Source organism: Collinsella aerofaciens (genome assembly GCF_028206795.1).
GTDB lineage: Bacteria > Actinomycetota > Coriobacteriia > Coriobacteriales > Coriobacteriaceae > Collinsella > Collinsella aerofaciens_AX.
Genome location: NZ_JAQLFJ010000010.1, coordinates 52,920 through 74,411, shown reverse-complemented (window position 1 = coordinate 74,411; position 21,492 = coordinate 52,920). Strand labels below are relative to the sequence as shown.

Sequence of the window (21,492 nt, the reverse complement as noted above, 5' to 3'; positions counted from 1 at the left end):
AAGCTGGTCTCATGATCACGACTGGCATGGCGCACCAACCGATGTCCGTTTTTTGTTTGACATAAGGAGTCATAAAGACGATGAATACCGAGCTGTTTGATATCAAGATTCGCGCCGTCGAGGGTGGCGTTACGGCTGCGGCTGGTTTTAAAGCCGCAGGCATCCGCGCTGGGTTCCGCAAGAACCCCGAGCGTCTGGATTACGCGCTCGTCGTGCCCGATAAACCCTGTCCCGGTGCCGGCGTGTTTACCACCAATCGCTTTTGCGCGGCGCCCGTACAGGTGAGCCGTGCCAACCTGGGCGGTGACGACAAGGGCTACGGTATCATCGCCGGTGTTTCGGTCAACTCTGGCAATGCCAACGCCGCCACGGGTGAGACCGGCCTTGCCTGCGCGCGCGAGACGTGCAGTATCGCCTCGCAGGTCATCGGCTGCGAACCCCAGCAGATCCTAGTCGCCTCCACGGGCGTGATTGGCCAGATTCTGCCGATCGACACGTTTGAGACCGCTATTCCTGCTGCCTACGAGGCGCTCTCCGCCCACGGTGGCGCCGATGCCGCTCGCGCCATCATGACGACCGACACGCACTCCAAGGAGTACGCCGTATCCTACGTCAGTGAGGCTGCGGGTCATGCGGGCAATGTCTATACGGTAGGCGGAATGTGCAAGGGCTCGGGCATGATCATGCCCAACATGGCCACCATGATCGCAGTTATCACCACCGATGCCCCCGTCGAGCCTGCGGCACTTCATGCCCTGCTGCTCTCGACCGTCAAGCAGACCTTTAACAAGGTAACGGTCGATTCCGACACCTCGACCAACGACACCTGCATCATGCTTGCCTCCGGCGCCGCTGCCGCAGATGCCGAGCCTATCGTCGAGGGCTCCGATGCCTTTGACGAGTTGGCATTTGCCGTGCACGAGGTGTGCGAGAGCCTGGCGCGCAATATCGCCGCCGATGGTGAGGGCGCATCCAAGCTTGTTACAGTCAACGTTACCGGCGCCGCCAACGACGAGGAGGCCGATATCGCCGCCCGTGCCGTTGCCAACTCGCCGCTCGTTAAGACCTGCATCGCCGGCCACGACTGCAACTGGGGCCGCGTCGCTATGGCGCTTGGCAAGTGCGGCGTGAAGTTTAATCAGGAAGACGTTTCCATCGACATGATGGGCATGCCTGTCTGTCGCGACGGTCTGACTGTTCCCTTTGACGAGGACGAGGCTCTGCGACGTTTTGAGGCGCCCGAGATTGTGATCTCGGCAGACCTGGGCGCGGGCGACGCGGCGACCACCGTGTGGACTTGCGACCTCACGCACGAGTACATCTCCATTAACGGCGACTACCGTTCCTAGATTCCAGGCACGCTGCGCATCTTGCCGCGATTGCGGACAGCGGAGCACGGCGCGATAACGATACGAAAGACGAGGCAGATTATGAAATTCGCACGCGATTGTCGTTCGAGCGAATCCAACGAAGCAACCGCGCAGCTGCTGTTCGAAGCGCTGCCGTGGATTAAGAACCTGACCGGCAAGACGGTTGTTATCAAATATGGCGGAGCCGCCATGGTTGATGAGCAGCTGCGCCGCGACGTGATGAGCGACATCGTCCTGCTTAAGATCATCGGCATGCGCCCCGTCATCGTGCATGGCGGCGGCAAGGCTATCAACGAGGCGCTGAGCCATTACGATATTCCCGTCGAGTTTAAGAACGGCCAGCGCGTGACCACGCCGGCGACCATGGATATCGTGCGCGAGGTGCTGGGCGGTAAGGTCAACCAGGAGCTGGTCGCGGCGCTCAACCATCACGGCAACCTGGCCGTGGGCGTTTCGGGCAGCGATGCCGGTACGCTCATCGCCGAGCCGCTCGACCCCGAACTCGGCCGCGTAGGCAAGGTCACGCACGTCAACACCGACTATATCGAGCGCCTGCTCGATAGCGAGTACATCCCCGTCATCGCTACCGTCGCGGCGGGGGAGGACGGCGGTTTCTTCAACATCAACGCCGATACCGCCGCCGGTGCCGTTGCGGCGGCGCTGCATGCGCACAAGGCGATCTTTTTGACCGACGTCGACGGCCTGTACAAGGACTTTAGCGATAAAGACTCACTCATCTCCAACCTAACACTCGACGAGGTTAACGAAATGCTCTACGGCGGCGAGGTCGATAAGGGCATGATTCCCAAGCTGCGCGCGGCCGTCGATGCGCTTGCCGGCGGCGTATTTCGCGCTCACATCATCAACGGCACCACGCCGCATTCGCTGCTGCTGGAGCTGCTGACCGATGCCGGCGTCGGCACCGTGATCCATTCCACCGAGACGGCTTACGAGTTCGATACGCATCCGCATCCGCTTTCGACGTTTGCTGCGCGTCTGACCGAGAACCTCGACGAGGTCGAGAAGCTTCAGACGGTCTAGCTGACTCGCAGCCGCCCCATTCCTGCACCCATAGGCCTGCGCCGTCTGGCGCCCAACGAAAGGCATCCCATGTCACTTGCAGCTCAGCAATCGCTTGAATCCCATTACGTTATGCATACCTTTGGCCGCTCTCCGGTCGAGTTTGTCGAGGGTCACGGCATGAAGCTCACCGGCGACGATGGCCGTGAGTACCTCGACTTTCTTGCCGGCATCGGCGTGTGCAGCCTAGGTCATGGCAACCTGGCTGTGCTCTCGGCACTTGAGGCACAGACCAAAAAGCTCATGCATGTCTCCAATTACTTCTACATTGAGCAGCGCGGACAGGTCGCGGCGCTGCTGTCCAAGCTTGCTAACGACGACGCAGATGGTGCGCGCGTGCTTGCCGATGCCATTGCCGCCGGCGATGAGACCACGGCAGCTGCTCTTGGTGCCCCGGCTGCGGACGAGCAGGTGTGGGAGACCTTCTTTGCCAACTCCGGCGCCGAGGCCAACGAGGGCTCGATGAAGCTCGCGCGCCTGTACGCCAAGCGTGCCGGTAACGGCGGCAACACCATCGTGTGCATGCGCGGCGGCTTCCACGGCCGTACGCTCGAGACCATTGCCGCCACCATGCAGGATTGGCTGCAGGATAGTTTCCGCCCACTGCCGGGTGGCTTTGTGGCCTGCACGCCCAACGATATCGATGAACTGCGTGCGATCTTTAAGCAGCTGGGGAGCGAAATTTGCGCCGTGATGCTCGAGCCGATCCAGGGCGAGAGCGGTGTGCACCCCATGACCGAGGAGTTTATGGCGGCAGCGCGAGACCTGGCACACGAAGTGGGCGCCGTGCTTATCGCCGACGAGGTCCAGTGCGGCATCTTCCGCTCCGGCAAGCCGTTTGCATTCCAAACCTATGGCGTGGAGCCCGACATCATGAGCCTTGCCAAGGGGATTGCCGATGGCGTGCCCATGGGTGCCGTCATGGCAAAGAAGGAGATTGCCGACGTGTTTAAGCCGGGCGACCACGGCTCGACCTTTGGCGGCAGCTGCCTGGCCATTGCGGCGTGCGCCGCGACGCTCTCCGCGCTCGTGCGCGGCGATTATGCCGACCATGCTGCCAAGGTGGGTGCCTATATGGAGGCAAAGCTCGCCAAGCTGCCGCACGTGACCGAGGTGCGTGGCCGCGGCTTGATGCTCGGCTGTGATTTGGATGATGCCGCGGGCGACGCGCATGATGTTGTTGCCCGCGCGCTGACCGCCGGTGCCGTGACCAACGCTACAGGTGCGCATACGCTGCGTTTCCTGCCGCCACTTGTCTGCGAAGAAGCCGACGTGGACAGCCTGATCAAGACCCTGTCGGACGTTTTGGCCTAACACAGCGAAATAACTTAACTTTGACCGGGTTCCGGACTGCGGACGTGCCCTATGTGGCATGATTCAGCGGTCTGGAGCCCGTTTTGCCTTAGTTTTGCTAAGGCGGGGAGACCTGCTGGTCAAAAAACATCAAATATGAGTACTGTTATCGATTTGGTAGCAGCAATTTTGGACTAATAAGGCCAGATAGCTAGTCGAAATGGCGATGAATGTACGATTTTGATCCAATTGTTAGTCCTTATAATGGACATATGTTGCGTAACTTAAGCAAATACTATCTTTTGATATGTTGTAAGCAAGGTAGCAGTACTCATTTTTGCCATTTTCTGGCCACGGCCTTTGTGACAGTCGTGCTGGCGGGTTCGAATCCCATGCGCTGGGCCTGAAAAAGGAAAGGCCCCCATAGCTGGGAGCCTATCAAATCAGTGGTGGCGATGAGGGATGTCCGCGTGCGGCTGGCGCCGCCCGCGCCCCGCTTCGTCGCTCCGCTCCTCGCGTGCTGCGCTGGAAAACGCTTCGCGTTTCCTCAGCTCCGCACCCTTGCGGGTTCGAATCCCATGCGCTGGGCCCAAAAAAGAAAGGCCTCCATCGCTGGAGGCCTAACAATTCAGCGGTGGGCGATGAGGGATTCGAACCCCCAGCCTTGTGCGTGTAAAGCACCTGCGCTAACCGTTGCGCCAATCGCCCGTGCGGAGAGAGTATAGCAAAACAATCGCCTCATTCATCTCATATCCATTAAAGGTAACCGTCGCGTGTCACAGCGGAGCTGATTCAGTTGAGATTGCCTGAACATTCCGCCCCTCTTTACGCCCTCGGGTATACTCAAAAGCTACTGATTCGATTTGATGCCCAGCAACAGCAGAGGGGATAGTATATGTGCGGTTTTGTCGGTTTTGTCGGTGGGACGGATAACCAATCCGAGGTGCTCACCAAGATGATGGACCGCATCGTCCATCGTGGTCCCGACATGGGCGGCCAGTTTATCGACGGCCGCGTTGCCCTCGGCTTCCGCCGCTTGTCGATCCTCGACCTGACCGAGGCCGGCGCTCAGCCCATGGCCAATGAGGACGGTAGCGTCGTCATTGTCTTCAACGGCGAGATCTACAACTTCCAAGAACTCCGTTCCGAGCTCGAGGCCAAGGGCTACCAGTTCCACTGCGGCGCCGACACCGAGAGTCTCCTGCACGGCTATGAGGAGTGGGGCGAGGCAGTACTCGATCGCTTGCGCGGTATGTACGCCTTCGTCATCTGGGACAAGAAGAAGAACAAGCTTTTTGGCGCCCGCGATATCTTTGGCATCAAGCCGCTCTACTACTATCCCATGGCCGATGCGGGCGACGGCGCTCCGGGCGTGCTCTTTGGTTCCGAGATCAAGAGCTTCCTGGACTACCCGCACTTCCACAAGGCGGTCAACAAAAAGGCCCTGCGTCCGTACATGACGCTGCAGTATTCGGCGACTGAGGAGACCTTCTTCGAGGGTGTCTACAAGCTGCCGCCGGCGCACTACTTTACCGTCGATATTCCGACCGGCAAGATGAACATCGAGCGCTACTGGGATTGCGATTACTCTGCCGTCGAGAAGCCGTTCGAGGAGTACGTCGACGAGCTGGACGAGGTCGTGCACGAGAGCGTCGAGGCCCATCGCATCGCCGACGTCAAGGTCGCGTCGTTCCTCTCCGGCGGCGTCGACTCCAGCTACATCGCCGCTTGCCTCATGCCCGACAAGACCTTCTCGGTGGGCTTCGATTACAAGAATTTCAACGAGACTAACTACGCCAAGGAGCTTTCCGATAAGCTCGGCGTCGAAAACGTTCGCAAGATGATTACCGCCGACGAGTTCTTCGGTGCGCTCGAGGACATCCAGTATCACATGGACGAGCCGCAGTCCAACCTGTCTTCCGTGCCGCTGTGGTTCTTGGCCGAGATGGCCCGCAAGGACGTCACCGTCGTGCTTTCGGGCGAAGGCGCCGACGAGCTCTTTGGCGGCTACGCCTACTACGAGGACACGGTCCCAGTCCGCAAGTACAAAAAGATGGTGCCGCTGCCCATCCGTCGCGCGCTCGGTAACCTGGCGTTGCATATGCCGTACTTCAAGGGACATAACTTCCTGGTCAAGGGTGCCGAGATCCCCGAGAAGTCGTTCCTGGGACAGGCTCTGGTATGGCCGGAGCGCGAGGTCGACGGCGTGCTCAAGCCCGAGTACAACACCGGCGATGGCGCCTTCGAGCTTGCCGCTCCCATCTATGCGCGCGTGAAGGGTCAGCCCGAGCTGGTCAAGAAGCAGTACCTGGACATGAACATGTGGCTCCCGGGCGACATTCTGCTCAAGGCCGACAAGATGTGCATGGCGCACTCGCTGGAGCTGCGCGTGCCCTTCCTGGACCGCAAAGTCATGGAGTTCGCCGAGCACATTCCCGACCGCTACCGCATCAACGAGAACGGCAACAAACAAGTACTCCGCCACGCTGCCAACAAGTCGCTGCCCGATGAGTGGGCCACCCGTCCCAAGGTGGGCTTCCCGGTGCCCATTGTCTACTGGCTGCGCGAGCAAAAGTGGTACGACTATGTCAAGGAGTACTTCACCGCGCCGTGGGCAAGCGAGTTCTTCGATACCGACGAGCTCATGCACCTGCTCGATCTGCACTTTGCGGGCAAGGGCGATTTCCAGCGCAAGATCTATACGCCGCTCGTGTTCCTAGTGTGGTACAAGCGCTTCTTTATCGACGAGGACCAGCCCGCTGTTCAGGCTGCCTAGCCTCGGCTTACGAACGCCTGCGCGTAACGGCTCCTCCGGGAGCCGTTTTTGCGTGGGTGCGTTTCAGTTACTATAAAAACCGTCCCTGCCAAATGGCTGAGAAAGGTGAAAGATGCACCATTCGGATTCCGCGACCGTGACCACGGTCGATACGCTTGCCAAGCTTCTCGATGTGTGCGGCGAACTGCGTGCTTCGGAGCAGGTTGACGAGCGTGCCGTGACCGGCTGCTCGTTTGATTCGCGCGCGGTTTCGGCAGGTGACGTGTTCTTTTGCAAGGGCGCTGCCTTTAAGCCCGCGTTTTTGAGCATGGCGCTCGATGCGGGCGCCGTCGCATTTGTGTGCGAAGAGTCGCTGGTCGAGTCTCTGGAACCGCTGGCGCAGGAGAGCGGTGCTGCGATGCTGGTTGTTGATAGCGTTCGCACGGCCATGGCCCTGTTGCCGCCGGAGGTCTACGACCGTCCCGACCACGACGTCAAGATCGTGGGCATCACCGGTACCAAGGGAAAGACCACGGCCGCTTTTATGCTCCAGTCGATTATCAAAGCGGCGGGCGAGTCCTGCGGCATGATCGGCTCGGTGAGTACCGACGATGGCATCGAGTGCTACGAGAGCACCAATACTACGCCCGAGGCCCCCGAGGTCTGGCGCCATATCGCCAACTGCCGTGAGTCCGGTCGCCAGTCCATGGTCATGGAGGTCTCGAGCCAGGCGCTCAAGTACCAACGCGTCGAGAATCTGCCGTTTGACGTGGCGTGCTTCCTCAACATCGGGCGTGACCACATCTCGCCGATCGAACACCCCACGTTTGAGGATTATTTTGAGAGCAAACTCAGGATCTTTGACCAGGCAAAGACCGCCGTGGTGAATCTGGGCACCGAAGAGGTTGACCGTGTGCTGGAGGCAGCGTCGACCGCCGAGCGCTTGGTGACCGTTGGCGTCGAGCATCCCGAGGCAAGCCTGTGGGCAAGCGATGTCCGCGTGGTCGGCTTTAACATCGAGTTTAACCTGCATGGCCTGTGTGCCGACGAGTCCGAGGCGGGGGAGAAGGTCCTGCTGGGCATCGCGGGCGACTTTAACGTGGAAAACGCGCTGGTCGCTATCGCCGCTGCGCACGAGATCGGCATCGGTATCGAGGCTATCAAGAAGGGCCTCTCCAAACTGCGTGTGCCGGGACGTATGGAGGTCGTGGAGTCGAAGGACGGCCGCGTGATCTGCGTCGTTGACTACGCTCACAACCAGCTTTCGTTCCGGTCGCTTTTCTCGTCGGTCAAGCGCGCGTTTCCCACTAGTCCAGTCGTTGCAGTGTTTGGCGCTGCCGGCGGCAAGGCGCAGGAGCGCCGCGAGCAGCTTCCGCGCGAGGCCGCACCATATTCCGACCTGATGATCTTTACCAACGAGGACCCGGCTCACGAGGATCCCATGAAGGTCTGTCGCGAGCTTGCCAAACATGTTCCCGACGATACGCCGAACAAGATCATCCTCGATCGCGAGGCTGCCGTGCATGCGGCGTTCAAGGCGGCGCGCGAGGAGTACGTCAACCCCGATGCTCCCACCATTGTCTTGCTGCTGGCAAAGGGTGACGAGGAGCTCATGCACGTGGGCGACGAGTTCGTGCCCATCGAGAGCGACCTTTCGCTGGCCAATCGCCTGATCGATGTTACCCAGTTTGACTAATGAACCATGATGGCGAAGGCGCCCTGAGTGCGCTGTCGCCATAAACGTGTTCCCTCAATCAAAACATGCCGTCCAAGCCCAAACCCTTCTACGTAAACGGAGTAACCATGTCCCACAACACCCTGCCGACCGTCGCCGAGCTTTCGGGCGAGATGCGCGAGCGCTTGGCCAAGGTTAAGTACGTCTTTACCGACCTGGATGCTACGATGCTCGCACCCGGCTCGTGCGTGCTGCGCGACAACGACGGCAACCCCTCGACCAAGCTCGTCGAGGCTGTCGTGGCACTTGCCCGCGCCGGCATCCAAGTGGTTCCCACCTCGGGCCGCAACCGCACCATGATCCACGAGGATGCACGCGTGCTCGGCCTCAACTCCTACATTGGTGAGATGGGTGGCCTGGTCATGTACGATCTCAAGGCCAACGATTGGGAGTATCTGACCGGCGATATGCCCTACGACCCATCTTGCGGTCTCACGCCGCACCAGGTGATCGAGCAGACCGGCGTGTGCGAGAAGATCCTCGCCCGCTGGCCGCACAAGATCGAGTATCACAACGACATGTCGACCGGCTACAAGTACCGCGAGGTTACCGTCGGCATGCGCGGCGACATCCCCGATGACGAGGCGCAGGCCATCCTCGACGAGGCCGGCTGCGGCCTGGTGTGGGCCTGTAACGGTCACCTGACGCATCTGTCCAAGCCGACGACGCTCGAGCTCGATCGCGTCGAGGACGGTCGCGCGTTCAACATCAATCCCGCCGGCCTCAACAAGGGCGTCGCCATTGCGCGCTTCTGCGAGCACCTGGGGATCGAGCGCGAGGAGACGCTCGCGCTTGGCGACTCCGAGTCCGACTTCTATATGGCCGATCACGTGGGCACGTTCTGCCTGGTCGAGAATGGCCTGACGAGCGCCGGCGCGCCCGAGTTCCTGGCTGCTTGCGAGAACGCTTTCGTTACGCGCGGCAAAATTGTCGACGGTTGGGCGGCGACGGCAGAGCTGCTGGTCGCGGCGCGTTCGTAGTGCGGCGTCGCCGCACTTGCACATGTCTTTTCGAGAGAGACTGGTGAGGTAATGTCCGATATCGAGAATCCGACAGGCGACACGCGCCCGATTGGCGTGTTCGATTCTGGTTTGGGCGGTCTGACGGTTGCGCGCGCCATCGCGACGGTGCTGCCGCACGAGTCCGTCTACTACTTCGGCGACACCAAACGCTGCCCCTACGGCACGCGCACCGAGGATGAGGTGCGCTCGTTTGCGTTGCAGGCGGGCCGTTGGCTGTCGAAGCACGACGTCAAGATTATGGTCATCGCCTGCAACACGGCGACAGCTGCGGCCTTGCGTCTGGCCCAGCAGGTGCTCGACGTTCCCGTGATCGGCGTGATCGCGCCGGGTGCCCGTGCGGCAATCAACAGCACCCGTTCGCGTCGCGTGGGCGTGCTCGCCACCAACCTCACCATTCGCTCGGGCGCCTACACGCGCGCCATTCAGGATCTAGATGCCGGCGTCGATGTATACGGCTGTCCTGCCTCGAGCTTTGTCGAGGTTGTCGAACATGAGCTCGCCTCGGGTGCACATCTGCAGGAACAGTGGCTCGAGAACGAGGACATCTTCGATACGCCTGCCGTGCGTGCGCTGGTGGGTGCCACGGTTGAGCCGCTGCGCGACCACGGTATCGATACCGTGGTGCTCGGCTGTACGCATTTTCCGCTGTTGGTGGGGCCTATCCGCCATGCGCTGGGGCCTGGGGTGCGCGTCGTGAGTTCCGCCGAGGAGACCACGCGCGAACTGACCGATATCCTCACGCGCCGCGAGCAGCTGGCGGGCGACGCCGCCGAGCCGCAGCATCGTTTTGCCACGACGGCCGATAACATTGCCGAGTTTGCGGTGGCGGGTAGCTTTATCTTTGGCCAGCCGCTCAAGAGCATCGAACATATTGATATCGACGAACTGAAATAGATGTAGGGTTACCGTCCAAAGACTTGCCCTCTTCTTCTGCCGAAAGGATATTTCTATGGAGTACATGCAGGTCAACCGCGCCAACGGCCGTGCCGCCAATGAACTGCGCCCCGTCAAGCTCACCCGTGGTGTTATGAAACATGCCCACGGCTCGTGCCTGGCTGAGTTCGGCGACACGCGCGTGCTGTGTGCCGCCACAATTGAGGAGGGCGTGCCGGGCTGGCGCGAGGGCGCCAAGGCCGGTTGGGTAACCGCAGAGTATGCCATGCTGCCGGCATCGACCGGTAAGCGTTGCAAGCGCGAGTATACCAAGCGTAAGGGCCGCTCCATGGAGATCGAACGTCTCATCGGCCGCAGCCTGCGTACCGTCGTCAACATGAAGGCGCTCGGCGAGTACACCGTCACCGTCGACTGCGATGTGATCCAGGCGGATGGCGGCACGCGTACGGCGAGCATTACCGGTGCCTGGGTGGCGCTGCATGATGCTCTTGCTATGTGGGTCGAGGCCGGCAAGATCGAGCGCATTCCGCTCACGGGTCAGGTTGCCGCCATCTCTATGGGCGTTGTCGACGGCAACACCATGCTCGACCTCGATTATTCCGAGGACAGCCACGCCGAGGTCGACATGAATCTCGTCGCTACCGACACCGGCGAGATGATTGAGCTCCAAGGCACCGGCGAGCAGGCGCCCTTCGACCGCAAGCGTCTCAACGTCCTGCTCGACCTGGGCGACAAGGGCATCGCCGAGCTCATCGAGCTTCAGCGCCAAGCCCTCGCCTAACCTGCCAAAAAGGGATGTTAATTTTGGTAGGTTTTATCTGGGAAAACGTCGAAGTATAAGGTTTCTGTCGCCAGGGAGGAGAGAGGGCTCGAGGCCAGTTTCCCTTGGGCGGCATTGCTATAGAGACAAGGAGGCCAGTCATGGCACTAGAGAAGATCGATATCGACACCCTCGACCCGGCGGCGACCATCGTCGTGGCAACGGGCAATGCCCATAAGCTCACCGAGATCGAGGCCATTTTGGGCAAGGTCATGCCCGAGGTTCGCTTTGTGGCGTTGGGCCAGCTGGGTGATTTTGAGGACCCCGAGGAAAACGGCACGACGTTTTTGGAGAACGCCATCATCAAGGCGCAGGCCGCGGTAGAGGAGACGGGGCTTATGGCCATCGCCGACGATTCGGGCCTGGTCGTTGATGCCCTGGACGGTGAGCCGGGCGTGTACAGCGCACGCTATGCGGGCGTGCACGGCGACGATGCCGCCAACAACGCCAAGCTCCTCGTGAATCTGGAGGGCGTGGCCGACGAGGACCGCACCGCGCGTTTTATGAGCGTCGTCGCGCTTATCGACACGGACGGCCTGGTCACTTATGGCGAGGGCGCCTGTGAGGGCGTCATTGCGCACGAGGGCCGCGGCGATTACGGCTTTGGCTATGATCCGCTGTTCCTGCCGGTCGACACGCCGGGCAAGACTATGGCCGAGCTTACGACGGACGAGAAGAACGCCATCAGCCATCGATTCCATGCGCTCGAGCATCTGTCCGCCAAACTGACGGGCGAGGAGTAAGCCGTGCGTGCGGTGGTGCAGCGCGTACTCAACGCCGGCGTGACAGTCGACGGCGAGTGCGTGGGCAAAATTGGGCGCGGCTATCTGGTGCTGCTGGGCGTGGGCCATGGCGACACGCGCGCCGAGGCCGATAAGCTGTGGGGCAAGCTCCGGGGCTTGCGCATTAACGAGGACGAGAACGGCAAGACCAACCTGGCACTTGCCGATGTCGACGGCGAGGTTCTCGTGGTGTCGCAGTTCACGCTGTTCGCCGATTGCCGTCACGGCCGCCGCCCATCGTTTACGGATGCCGGCGCCCCCGATGTCGCCAACGAGCTCTACGAGTACTTCCTGACGCTTGTGCGCGAGGACGTCGAGCACGTAGCGCATGGCATCTTCGGCGCCGATATGAAGGTCGACCTCGTCAACGACGGTCCATTCACCATCGTCCTCGATACCGACAATCTGTAAGTAGCCAAATTAGCTACTTGCGCGTGGTCGCAGCAGAGTGCTATAGTATTAGAGTTTTGTCTATCTTAGGGGTATTATCCCCTTTTTGAATTGCACCTTCTGGAGGCCCTGTTCATGGAAGAGATGGAAGTCAATCACGTCGACGACATCCACGAGAAGCTGACCGATATGGTGGGCGATCGCGTCAAGGTTAAGGCCAACATGGGTCGCACCCGCGTCGTCGAGCGCATGGGCACCATCAAGAGCGTCCACCCCGCCGTCTTTATCGTCGAGGTTGACGAGCGCCGCGGCCGCAAGTCGCGTCAATCCTACCAGTATATCGACGTCCTTACCGGCCAGGTCGAGCTGTTCGACCCCGAGAGCGGTGAGCACATCTTTACTCCGCTCGGCAACCAGCTCGAGGAGCACTAACGGTGACCGATCGGTCCCTCACCCTTACCGCGCCGGCAAAGATTAACCTCTACCTGGGGGTTCATACCGAGCGCGACGCCCGCGGCTACCATAAGGTTGATTCCCTGATGGCAGCCGTCGGTCTTTCCGATACCGTGACGGTCACGCCGGCGCAGACGCTGACCGTCCAGACGGTTCCGGCATCAGATTTTCCCATGCAAAAGAATACGGCGTATCGGGCTGCGGTTGCTATGGCCGAGCATTATGGTCGCGAAGCCAATGTCTGCATCACGATCGAGAAGCGCATCCCGTTGTGTGCCGGCCTGGGCGGTCCTTCGACGGATGCCGCGGCGGTCATTGTCGCCTTGGCGGAGAGTTGGGGTATCGACCGTGCCGATCCCGCGCTGGATGACATCGCGCGCGGCATTGGCGCCGACGTGCCGTTCTTTTTGCATGCCAGCCCTGCATTTTACGTGGGTGGGGGAGACGTGCTGACAACCGAGTACCCCGCACTACCCGCGACACCCGTCGTGCTGGTCAAGCCGCGCGAGGCAAGCGTTTCAACAATTGAAGCCTATCGACGTTTTGACGAGACCCCAGCGCCTGCGGACAAGCCCGGGGCGATCGCAGCTGCCCTTCGTTCGGGAGACGCAGAGGCGGCCTACGCGCTCGTCCACAACAACCTGGGTGTTATTTCCGCTCAGATGGAGCCGCGGATTCAAACGGTGCTCGACTGGCTTCGTTCACAGGACGGTACCATTGCCACAAACGTGTGCGGTTCGGGTGCCTGCTCGTTTGCTCTTTGTGATACCGCCGCCACGGCAGCCAATCTTGCGGCAGCCGCTCAGCAAAACGGCTGGTGGGCTTATGCAACGGAGCTCGTTTCCGACACGGTTCGCATCGAAGCGCCAAAGAAATAAAAATTTCTCTAGCACGCGGCGAAAATCTTTGTTACTATAGTCGAGCTAACGGGTTGTGGCTCAGTTTGGTAGAGCACTGCGTTCGGGACGCAGGGGTCGCTGGTTCAAATCCAGTCAACCCGACCAGAGCATGAGGAGGGACCGCTTCTTGCGGTCCCTTTTTTTAGCTATTGTTGTGATACCGCGATACCCGCGGTATACTCATTCGAGCTTGTCTCGCTGTATTGTGGAGGTCTACATGTTTGGACTGAGGGCTCCTGAGCTCATCATTATTCTCGTCGTTGTCCTGATTATCTTCGGGCCCAAGAACCTGCCGAAGCTCGGCAAGTCCCTCGGCTCTACCGTCAAGAATATCCGCGAGGGTATGGAGGGCGACGATAAGGCCGAGACCAAGCAGGCCGAGGAGGTCGTGGTCGAGCAGTCCGAGGAGGACAAGGAGATCGCTGAGCTCGAGGCCAAGCTCGCTGCTGCCAAGAAGAAGCAGGCAGAGGACAGCGACGCGGACGCAGAGTAGTCCCATCCCTTTGGGGTGAGCACCTGACCGGCTTGCCCGCAGGCTAGCCGGTCTTTTTCGTTTTGTTGACAGTTGATTGTTTGATCAGAGTTGGGGAGATATCCGTATGGACGCAAGCCAGATCGTACTGACCGCTGAGGGCCGCCAGAAGCTCGTCGAGGAGCTCGCTTGGCGTGAGGGCGATTACGCCAAGGAGATCGTCGAGGACATCAAGGAAGCCCGCGCGTTCGGCGACCTTTCGGAGAACTCCGAGTACGACGCCGCTAAGGACAAGCAGGCCCAGAACGCCGCTCGTATTGCCGAGATCCAGGCCATCCTCGCCAACGCTCAGGTTGCTGCCACCACGGGCGATCTGACCGTCTCCATCGGTTCCACCGTTTCTCTGATTGATCCCAACGGTGAGGTCATGGAAGTCACGCTTGTCGGTACCACCGAGACCAACTCGCTCGAGCACAAGATTTCCAACGAGTCTCCGGTCGGCCACGCCATCATCGGTCACGGCGAGGGCGACTCCGTCGAGGTCGTTACGCCTTCCGGCAAGACTCGCGTCTACACCATCGCCAAGATTGCACGCTAGACCACGGTCCCGCGTAAAGGTATGTTTTCGCTCCCTGGGACCGAATCCTGGGGAGCGTTTTAGTTTGAGGAGCTAACTTATGGCAGAGAACCAGAACGCCGCAGATCAGGCATCGACGCTCAACGACGAGCGCGCCACCCGCCTGGCCAAGCGCGCCGCCCTGTTCGAGGCGGGCCAGAACCCCTATCCCGAGCACTCTGAGCTTGAGGACTACGTTGCCGATATCGAGGCTAAGTATGCCGAGCTTGCCGATGGCGAGGACACCGAGGACGTCGTGAAGATCGCTGGCCGTGTGGTCGCCAAGCGCGGTCAGGGCAAGATCCTGTTCATCGTCGTACGCGATGCGACTGCCGAGATTCAGCTGTTCTGCCGCATCAACGACATGGACGAGGCTGCCTGGAATACGCTCAAGTCCCTCGACCTGGGCGACATCCTGGGCGTGACCGGCGTGGTTGTGCGCACCCAGCGCGGTCAGCTTTCCGTTGCCCCTAAGAGCGCGACCCTGCTTGCCAAGGCCGTTCGTCCGCTGCCCGAGAAGTTCCACGGTCTTTCCGACAAGGAGACCCGCTATCGCCAGCGCTATGTCGACCTGATCGCCAACGACGACGTTCGCGAGACCTTCCGTAAGCGTTCGCAGATTCTCTCCACCTTCCGTCGCTTTATGGAGTCCGACGGCTACATGGAGGTCGAGACCCCCATCCTGCAGACCATCCAGGGCGGCGCTACTGCCAAGCCGTTCATCACGCACTTCAACGCGCTCGATCAGGAGTGCTACCTGCGCATTGCTACCGAGTTGCACCTCAAGCGCTGCATCGTCGGCGGTTTTGAGCGCGTGTTCGAGATCGGCCGCATCTTCCGTAACGAGGGCATGGACCTTACCCACAACCCCGAGTTCACCACGATGGAGGCCTACCGTGCCTTCTCCGACCTCGAGGGCATGAAGGCGCTCGCCCAGGGCGTCATTAAGGCGGCTAACAAGGCCATCGGCAACCCTGAGGTCATCGAGTACCAGGGCCAGACCATCGACCTTTCTGGTGAGTGGGCCAGCCGTCCCATGACCGACATCGTCTCCGACGTGCTCGGCAAGCAGGTCACCATCGACACGCCGGTCGAGGAGCTTGCTGCCGCCGCACGCGAGAAGGGCCTGGAGATTAAGCCCGAGTGGACCGCCGGCAAGATTATCGCCGAGATCTACGATGAGCTGGGCGAGGACACCATCGTCAACCCCACGTTCGTGTGCGATTACCCCATCGAGGTCAGCCCGCTTGCCAAGCGCTTTGAGGACGACCCGCGCCTGACGCACCGCTTTGAGCTGGTTATTGCCGGTCACGAGTACGCCAATGCATTCTCTGAGCTCAACGACCCGGTCGACCAGGCCGAGCGTTTTGCCGCCCAGATGGCCGAGAAGGCTGGCGGCGACGACGAGGCCATGGAGTACGACGAGGATTACGTGCGCGCCCTCGAGTACGGTATGCCTCCCGCGGGCGGCATCGGCATCGGTATCGACCGCGTGGTCATGCTGCTCACCAACCAGGCTTCCATCCGCGACGTGTTGCTGTTCCCGCACATGAAGCCCGAGAAGGGTTTCCAGTCCGGTGCCGCTGCCGCCAAGGCTGCCGAGGCCGGCAACGCCGCGAGCCCCTTCGTCAAGCCGCTCAAGCCCACGGTTGATTATTCCAAGATTGCCGTCGAGCCGCTGTTTGAGGAGTTCGTCGACTTTGATACCTTCTCCAAGAGCGATTTCCGCGCTGTGAAGGTCAAGGCATGCGAGGCCGTCAAGAAGTCCAAGAAGCTGCTGAACTTTACGCTCGACGACGGCACTGGCACCGACCGCACCATCCTCTCCGGCATTCACGGTTATTATGAGCCCGAGGACCTGGTCGGCAAGACTCTGCTCGCCATCACCAACCTGCCTCCGCGCAAGATGATGGGCATTCCCAGCTGCGGCATGCTCATCAGCGCTATCCACGAGGAGGATGGTGAGGAGCGTCTCAACCTGATCCAGCTCGACGCCTCCATCCCCGCCGGCGCAAAGATGTACTAGGGGGTTACGCGGTTCTACGAACCGCGTAACGGCTCGACGCTGCGCGGGCCGCATTTGGACAATCTGACGTTCAACTTCAAGGGCGCGACCAGAAGGTCAGCGCCCTTTCGTTTCACGTCACCTTGTTTCAAATGCGGCCCGCTCGCTGACGTTGCCAATACATCGGCGTTGCCTTGGCCGTCAATAGTCATTGGGGACGTTCTTAAACGACTACCCAACGGCTATTGAGCACATGGCTCGCATGGCAGCCGTCTCTTTTATGTTTCCTTTAGCCGTTGCTGCCTAGGATGGGGGTTAGTCGGTAGGAAGGGAGCGTCTATATGGACGACGCGAGCGAGCGCGCAATCGAAGAGGACATGCTCGATCAGTTCAATTACTTTGACGATGAGGATGAGGAGCTAATCGATCGTCGCGAGCCGGCATCGCTTGACTCATTTGATCTGGTCGATGAAGAGACTGATGAGGTTGAGGACGAATCAACGGAGTCCCCACAGTCTTCGCGCCTTGACTCGCTGCTTTCGAGAGCCCCCATGCACCACGGTGTTCGTGCCGGCGCACTCCATATGAAAACTGACTGGCACCAGATCGTGACGGCAGGCGATGAGCTTGCCGTCGATGCGCCGCTCACCGATAAGTCATCCATCATCTGCCGCACCGGTATGCTTATGCTCGCGAGCGGAACGGGTGCCTGGCGTGTACGCGATACCATGAATCGCGTCGCCGCCGTACTCAGTGTCACCGTCCACGTTGACTTAAGTCTTCTGTCGTTTGAGTGCACCTGCATCGAAGATGGCCACTGCTTTAACGAGGTTGTCAGCCTGCCCACAACGGGAGTCAATACCCATCGCATTTGGATGATGGAGAGCTTCCTAAAGGAAATCGAGACGTATGGGCGCCGGTTTACCGTGCACGAATACCACGAGATGCTCAAGACCGTTGAGAGTTCAAAACCCGATTACTCTCCCTGGCAACAGGGCCTTACGGCAGCTTGTGCTTGCGGCGCCTTCGTCTTTTTGCTCGGCGGCGGCCCTATCGAGATGGCCTGCGCATTCGTAGGCGCTGGTGTTGGCAACTTTGCTCGCTCTCATATTCTCAAGCAGGGTCTTGGCCAGTTTAGCGCGCTGACGATTGGCGTTGCGCTCGCTTGCGTTTCGTATCTGCTGGCATTGCTCGGCCTTGGCCAGGTCGTACCGGGGGCAATGTCGCACCAAGAAGGCTATATCGGCGCCATGCTCTTTGTGATTCCCGGCTTTCCCCTCATTACGGCAGGCCTCGACATCGCTAAGCTCGATATGCGAAGCGGCATTGAGCGTCTTTCGTATGCCGTGTCGATTATTGTGATGGCGACCCTTGTGGGCTGGATGGTTGCCGAGTGTGTGGGGCTGGCACCGGATGATTTTGCCCCGCTCGGCCTTTCGCCGCTTGCCCTTACGCTCTTGCGCATGCTGATGAGCTTCGTTGGCGTATTCGGCTTCTCGGTGATGTTCAACAGCCCGGTAAAGATGGCCGCGGCAGCTGGGCTGATCGGCGCCGTGTCCAATACCTTGCGTCTGACCCTTGTCGATGCGCCGGCGCTGTTTCCCTTCCTGGGCCTGAGCTTAGGTATGCCTCCCGAGGCAGCAGCGTTTATCGGTGCGCTGGTATCGGGCCTGCTCGCGAGCTTAGCCGAAATCAAGCTCACCTACCCACGTATCGCCCTCACGGTGCCATCGATTGTCATTATGGTGCCGGGCTTGTATCTGTATCGCTCGATGTATTACATGTGCACCTTCGACACGGTCAATATGCTCGGCTGGTTTGTGCGTGCAGTGCTCATTGTGGCGTTTCTGCCCGTTGGCCTGGGTGTGGCGAGAACCCTCACCGACCCCCGCTGGCGCCACACCAGCTAATTGGTGCAAATGAAACTGATCCGCAAAACATGAACGTGGATAATCTCCCGTTTTTGGCCTGTTTACGGGCTCAAAACGGGAGATTATCCACGCTCGTGGGATGGGTGTCCGAAAATCCACGCTCGTTGGGCCGATGCAGAGGCACCTGGCAATTCCTTTTTTGTAGACGTTGTCGCGCGGCTACGGGCAGGAAAGGTCCCAACGGTTAACATATACTCCATATGGGTAAAGAGACCAAAGCGCTGCCGCGGGCGGCGCTTTGCGTTTGAAAAAAACTAGCTCGTCTAAGAGGAACTAGCATGTTAGACCGTTTTACCGATCGCGCGCGCAAGGTCATGTCCATGGCCAAACAAGAAGCGCTCGATCTTCACTCAAATAAGGTGGGTACCGAGCACCTGCTGCTCGCACTCGCCAAGGAGGACGAGGGCATTGCCGCCGAGGCACTGCGTTCGCTCGATATCTCCTACGACGACATCATGGATACTCTTAAAGAGGTCCAGACCACGGTTCCCGAGCCCAGTGAGGAGACCGAGGCGGCCAAGCTCGCCTTTACGCCGCTCGTCATTAGCGTGATGGAGCGTTCATTCCGCGTGGCGCGTGAAAACAACCAGACCTACGTGTCGACCGAGCACTTGCTGATCGGCATCGTCGAAGAGGGCAACGGCATGGCCATGGACATCCTCATGCGCCTGGGTGTGTCGTCCGCCTCCATCAAAAAGGCTATCGAGAAACTCACCGCCAAGGACCAGGATAAGAAGCGCCCGCTCGCTGGCGCCGGTGCTGGTCGTCCCGGTACGGGCCTGCCGTTCTTTAGCGGCTCGGATGCCTCCCAGCAAAAGGGGAGCGGCGCCGATACACTTAAGCAGTTCGCGACCAACCTTACGCAGAAGGCGCGCGACGGCGAACTCGATCCGGTGATCGGCCGCGAAAAGGAAGTCCAGCGTATGATGGAGATCCTTTCGCGCCGCACCAAGAACAACCCACTCATTCTGGGCGACCCCGGCGTGGGCAAGACGGCCATCGTCGAGGGTCTGGCTCAGCAGATTGCAGCCGGCAACGTGCCCGAGAACCTTATGAACCAGAACATCTGGACGCTCGACTTGCCGGGCCTCGTGGCGGGCGCCAAGTATCGCGGTGAGTTTGAGGAGCGCCTCAAGAACGTAATCCAGGAGGCAACCGAAGCCGACGACGTCATCCTGTTTATCGACGAGATGCACACCATCATCGGTGCCGGTTCTGCCGAGGGCTCCATCGACGCGAGCTCCATGCTCAAGCCTGTGCTCGCGCGCGGTGCCTTCCAGATTATCGGCGCCACCACGGCCGAGGAATTCCGCAAGTACCTCACCAAGGACCCGGCCTTCGAGCGTCGCTTCCAGACCATCGATGTCGAGGAGCCGAGTGTCGAGGACACCGTCAAGATTCTGACTGCGCTCAAGCCACGCTACGAGGAGCACCACCACGTGCGTTACACGCAGGGTGCCATCGAGGCCGCCGCGAACCTCTCCAACCGCTACATCCAGGATCGCTTCCTGCCCGATAAGGCAATCGACCTCATCGACGAGGCCGGTGCCCGCGTTCGCATCGCCGCGAATCGCGCGCCCGAGCCGGTGCGCGAGGCCGAGCATCGTATCGAGGAGCTCAAGGCCGCCGCGCAGGAGGCCACCGAGAGCGACGACATGAACAAGGCCGCCGAGATCACCGAGCAGCAGAAGGCTGCCGAGATTGAACTCGCCGAGGCCAAGGCTGCCTGGACGGCCGAGCTCGACGCCAGCCCGCTCACCATCGATGTCTCCCAGATCGCCGATATCGTGTCCGTGACCTCGGGCGTGCCGGTGTCCTCGCTTACCGAGAGCGAGAGCCGGCGCCTGCTGCAGGCCGAAAGCGTGCTCAAGACACGTATCATCGGTCAGGATGAGGCTGTCGAGGCAGTTGCCAAGGCCGTGCGCCGCAGCCGCTCGCCGCTCAAGGATCCGCGTCGCCCCGGCGGCAGCTTTATCTTCCTGGGTCCCACCGGCACGGGCAAGACCGAGCTCGCCAAGACGCTCGCCGAGTACCTCTTTGGCAGCAAGGACGCACTCATCAGCTTCGACATGTCCGAGTTCGGTAGCGAGTTCGAGGTCTCCAAGCTCATCGGTAGCCCTCCGGGTTACGTCGGTCACGACGAGGGCGGCCAGCTCACCAAGGCCGTTCGTCGCCACCCGTACTCGGTCGTGCTGTTCGACGAGATCGAGAAGGCGCACCCCGATATCTTCAACATCCTGCTGCAGGTGCTGGAGGAGGGTCGTCTGACCGATAGCCAGGGCAAGACGGTCGACTTCCGCAACACCGTGATCATCATGACATCCAACGTGGGCGCCCGCGAGATTGCGCAGGATGCAAGCGTTGGCTTTGGCACCACCGGCGAGCAGGGCCTCACCTCGAGTGAGATCCGCGGCCGCGCCATGGGCGAGCTCAAGCGCCTGTTCCGCCCCGAGCTGCTCAACCGCATCGACGACATCGTGGTGTTCCAGAAGCTTTCGGGCGAGAATCTGACCAAGATCGCGCACCTGCTGGTGGACGACTTGCGTCAACGCCTGATTGCCAACGGCATGAACATCAAGCTCACCGATGCGGCCTACGACAAGATTGTGGCCGAGGGCACCGACCTCACCAATGGCGCGCGTCCGCTGCGCCGCGCCATCCAAAAGCTCATTGAGGACCCGCTGTCCGAGGAGCTGCTGGCCGGCGAGTGGGGCGAGGGCGATACCGTCCTGTGCGACGTGGCCGATGGCAAGTTCGTCTTTAGCCACGGCACGGGCGAGATTCCGGCGCCGCGTCCGGCAGGTACGCTCGGTGGCGATACCGCCCCGGCGGCACCGCACACCGGCAACGCCGCGCCCGTGAGCGGCGGCGTGACCTCGGGCCCCGGCGGCATGATGCAAGCCGGTTCCGGCGCGCTGTAGGGCGTAACAAAACCTTGTGTCCACGAGGGCGTTCCAAAGGAGCGCCCTTTTTCT

Annotated in this window: 17 protein-coding genes and 2 tRNA genes; 18 read left to right on the top strand and 1 reads right to left on the bottom strand. The window is 60.6% G+C overall.

Annotation, left to right across the window (positions count from 1 at the left end; genetic code table 11):
* The first annotated feature begins 80 nt into the window (after positions 1 to 80).
* The 3 genes from argJ (at position 81) to PMX70_RS07800 (ending at position 3,764) form a co-directional block, all read left to right on the top strand.
* Complete coding sequence (gene argJ, locus PMX70_RS07810; protein ID WP_271743273.1) at positions 81 to 1,349, top strand: bifunctional glutamate N-acetyltransferase/amino-acid acetyltransferase ArgJ; 1,269 nt, start codon at positions 81 to 83, stop codon at positions 1,347 to 1,349.
* Positions 1,350 to 1,430: 81 nt separating this feature from the next.
* The gene (argB, locus tag PMX70_RS07805) at positions 1,431 to 2,411 is read left to right on the top strand and encodes an acetylglutamate kinase (protein WP_117806086.1); all 981 of its coding nucleotides are present in this window, start codon (positions 1,431 to 1,433) and stop codon (positions 2,409 to 2,411) included.
* 69 nt (positions 2,412 to 2,480) lie between these two features.
* Positions 2,481 to 3,764: an aspartate aminotransferase family protein gene (locus PMX70_RS07800; protein WP_271743272.1), complete on the top strand. Its 1,284-nt coding sequence runs from the start codon at positions 2,481 to 2,483 to the stop codon at positions 3,762 to 3,764.
* A 614-nt stretch (positions 3,765 to 4,378) separates the two neighbouring features.
* Here PMX70_RS07800 and PMX70_RS07795 read toward each other — a convergent pair.
* A tRNA-Val gene (locus PMX70_RS07795) sits at positions 4,379 to 4,451 on the bottom strand.
* 187 nt (positions 4,452 to 4,638) lie between these two features.
* Between PMX70_RS07795 and asnB the strand changes: the two genes are divergently transcribed.
* The 15 genes from asnB to PMX70_RS07720 all read left to right on the top strand — a co-directional run bounded on the left by asnB (position 4,639) and on the right by PMX70_RS07720 (position 21,438).
* Positions 4,639 to 6,519, top strand: coding sequence for an asparagine synthase (glutamine-hydrolyzing) (gene asnB, locus PMX70_RS07790; RefSeq protein ID WP_099432112.1), 1,881 nt, complete (start codon positions 4,639 to 4,641; stop codon positions 6,517 to 6,519).
* A gap of 112 nt (positions 6,520 to 6,631) precedes the next feature.
* A complete protein-coding gene (locus PMX70_RS07785) occupies positions 6,632 to 8,194 on the top strand; it encodes a Mur ligase family protein (RefSeq protein ID WP_271743270.1) in 1,563 nt (520 codons plus the stop codon).
* Positions 8,195 to 8,301: 107 nt separating this feature from the next.
* Positions 8,302 to 9,213, top strand: a complete 912-nt coding sequence (locus PMX70_RS07780; protein WP_099432110.1) for an HAD family hydrolase — start codon at positions 8,302 to 8,304, stop codon at positions 9,211 to 9,213.
* Positions 9,214 to 9,264: 51 nt separating this feature from the next.
* Entirely contained in the window at positions 9,265 to 10,149 is an 885-nt protein-coding gene (murI, locus tag PMX70_RS07775; RefSeq protein ID WP_117641054.1) for a glutamate racemase, read from the top strand.
* Positions 10,150 to 10,204: 55 nt separating this feature from the next.
* Positions 10,205 to 10,930 carry a ribonuclease PH gene (gene rph, locus PMX70_RS07770; protein ID WP_271743269.1) on the top strand — a complete coding sequence of 242 codons (726 nt, stop codon included), beginning with the start codon at positions 10,205 to 10,207 and terminating at the stop codon, positions 10,928 to 10,930.
* Positions 10,931 to 11,070: 140 nt separating this feature from the next.
* Complete coding sequence (gene rdgB, locus PMX70_RS07765) at positions 11,071 to 11,712, top strand: RdgB/HAM1 family non-canonical purine NTP pyrophosphatase (RefSeq protein WP_271743268.1); 642 nt, start codon at positions 11,071 to 11,073, stop codon at positions 11,710 to 11,712.
* 3 nt (positions 11,713 to 11,715) lie between these two features.
* Complete coding sequence (gene dtd / locus PMX70_RS07760; protein WP_138339581.1) at positions 11,716 to 12,162, top strand: D-aminoacyl-tRNA deacylase; 447 nt, start codon at positions 11,716 to 11,718, stop codon at positions 12,160 to 12,162.
* 114 nt (positions 12,163 to 12,276) lie between these two features.
* Complete coding sequence (locus tag PMX70_RS07755) at positions 12,277 to 12,573, top strand: Veg family protein (RefSeq protein ID WP_006234957.1); 297 nt, start codon at positions 12,277 to 12,279, stop codon at positions 12,571 to 12,573.
* 2 nt (positions 12,574 to 12,575) lie between these two features.
* Positions 12,576 to 13,472 carry a 4-(cytidine 5'-diphospho)-2-C-methyl-D-erythritol kinase gene (ispE, locus tag PMX70_RS07750; RefSeq protein WP_271743267.1) on the top strand — a complete coding sequence of 299 codons (897 nt, stop codon included), beginning with the start codon at positions 12,576 to 12,578 and terminating at the stop codon, positions 13,470 to 13,472.
* A gap of 49 nt (positions 13,473 to 13,521) precedes the next feature.
* Positions 13,522 to 13,598: transfer RNA gene (locus PMX70_RS07745), tRNA-Pro, on the top strand.
* Positions 13,599 to 13,710: 112 nt separating this feature from the next.
* Complete coding sequence (gene tatA / locus PMX70_RS07740; RefSeq protein ID WP_022094895.1) at positions 13,711 to 13,986, top strand: twin-arginine translocase TatA/TatE family subunit; 276 nt, start codon at positions 13,711 to 13,713, stop codon at positions 13,984 to 13,986.
* A 106-nt stretch (positions 13,987 to 14,092) separates the two neighbouring features.
* Positions 14,093 to 14,563 carry a transcription elongation factor GreA gene (gene greA / locus PMX70_RS07735; RefSeq protein ID WP_006234960.1) on the top strand — a complete coding sequence of 157 codons (471 nt, stop codon included), beginning with the start codon at positions 14,093 to 14,095 and terminating at the stop codon, positions 14,561 to 14,563.
* A gap of 79 nt (positions 14,564 to 14,642) precedes the next feature.
* Complete coding sequence (gene lysS / locus PMX70_RS07730) at positions 14,643 to 16,607, top strand: lysine--tRNA ligase (RefSeq protein WP_271743266.1); 1,965 nt, start codon at positions 14,643 to 14,645, stop codon at positions 16,605 to 16,607.
* Positions 16,608 to 16,927: 320 nt separating this feature from the next.
* Complete coding sequence (locus PMX70_RS07725) at positions 16,928 to 18,496, top strand: threonine/serine exporter family protein (RefSeq protein ID WP_271743265.1); 1,569 nt, start codon at positions 16,928 to 16,930, stop codon at positions 18,494 to 18,496.
* A gap of 299 nt (positions 18,497 to 18,795) precedes the next feature.
* Positions 18,796 to 21,438, top strand: a complete 2,643-nt coding sequence (locus PMX70_RS07720) for an ATP-dependent Clp protease ATP-binding subunit (protein WP_271743264.1) — start codon at positions 18,796 to 18,798, stop codon at positions 21,436 to 21,438.
* The last annotated feature ends 54 nt before the right edge of the window (positions 21,439 to 21,492 follow it).

Excerpts from the sequence above, each read along its gene's own strand:
- greA (WP_006234960.1), top strand. The coding sequence starts at position 14,093 with ATGGACGCAAGCCAGATCGTACTGACCGCTGAGGGCCGCCAGAAGCTC.
- asnB (WP_099432112.1), top strand. The coding sequence starts at position 4,639 with ATGTGCGGTTTTGTCGGTTTTGTCGGTGGGACGGATAACCAATCCGAG.
- PMX70_RS07800 (WP_271743272.1), top strand. The coding sequence starts at position 2,481 with ATGTCACTTGCAGCTCAGCAATCGCTTGAATCCCATTACGTTATGCAT.
- rph (WP_271743269.1), top strand. The coding sequence starts at position 10,205 with ATGGAGTACATGCAGGTCAACCGCGCCAACGGCCGTGCCGCCAATGAA.
- rdgB (WP_271743268.1), top strand. The coding sequence starts at position 11,071 with ATGGCACTAGAGAAGATCGATATCGACACCCTCGACCCGGCGGCGACC.
- PMX70_RS07755 (WP_006234957.1), top strand. The coding sequence starts at position 12,277 with ATGGAAGAGATGGAAGTCAATCACGTCGACGACATCCACGAGAAGCTG.
- argJ (WP_271743273.1), top strand. The coding sequence starts at position 81 with ATGAATACCGAGCTGTTTGATATCAAGATTCGCGCCGTCGAGGGTGGC.
- PMX70_RS07785 (WP_271743270.1), top strand. The coding sequence starts at position 6,632 with ATGCACCATTCGGATTCCGCGACCGTGACCACGGTCGATACGCTTGCC.
- PMX70_RS07725 (WP_271743265.1), top strand. The coding sequence starts at position 16,928 with ATGGACGACGCGAGCGAGCGCGCAATCGAAGAGGACATGCTCGATCAG.
- PMX70_RS07780 (WP_099432110.1), top strand. The coding sequence starts at position 8,302 with ATGTCCCACAACACCCTGCCGACCGTCGCCGAGCTTTCGGGCGAGATG.
- PMX70_RS07720 (WP_271743264.1), top strand. The coding sequence starts at position 18,796 with ATGTTAGACCGTTTTACCGATCGCGCGCGCAAGGTCATGTCCATGGCC.
- tatA (WP_022094895.1), top strand. The coding sequence starts at position 13,711 with ATGTTTGGACTGAGGGCTCCTGAGCTCATCATTATTCTCGTCGTTGTC.
- lysS (WP_271743266.1), top strand. The coding sequence starts at position 14,643 with ATGGCAGAGAACCAGAACGCCGCAGATCAGGCATCGACGCTCAACGAC.
- murI (WP_117641054.1), top strand. The coding sequence starts at position 9,265 with ATGTCCGATATCGAGAATCCGACAGGCGACACGCGCCCGATTGGCGTG.
- argB (WP_117806086.1), top strand. The coding sequence starts at position 1,431 with ATGAAATTCGCACGCGATTGTCGTTCGAGCGAATCCAACGAAGCAACC.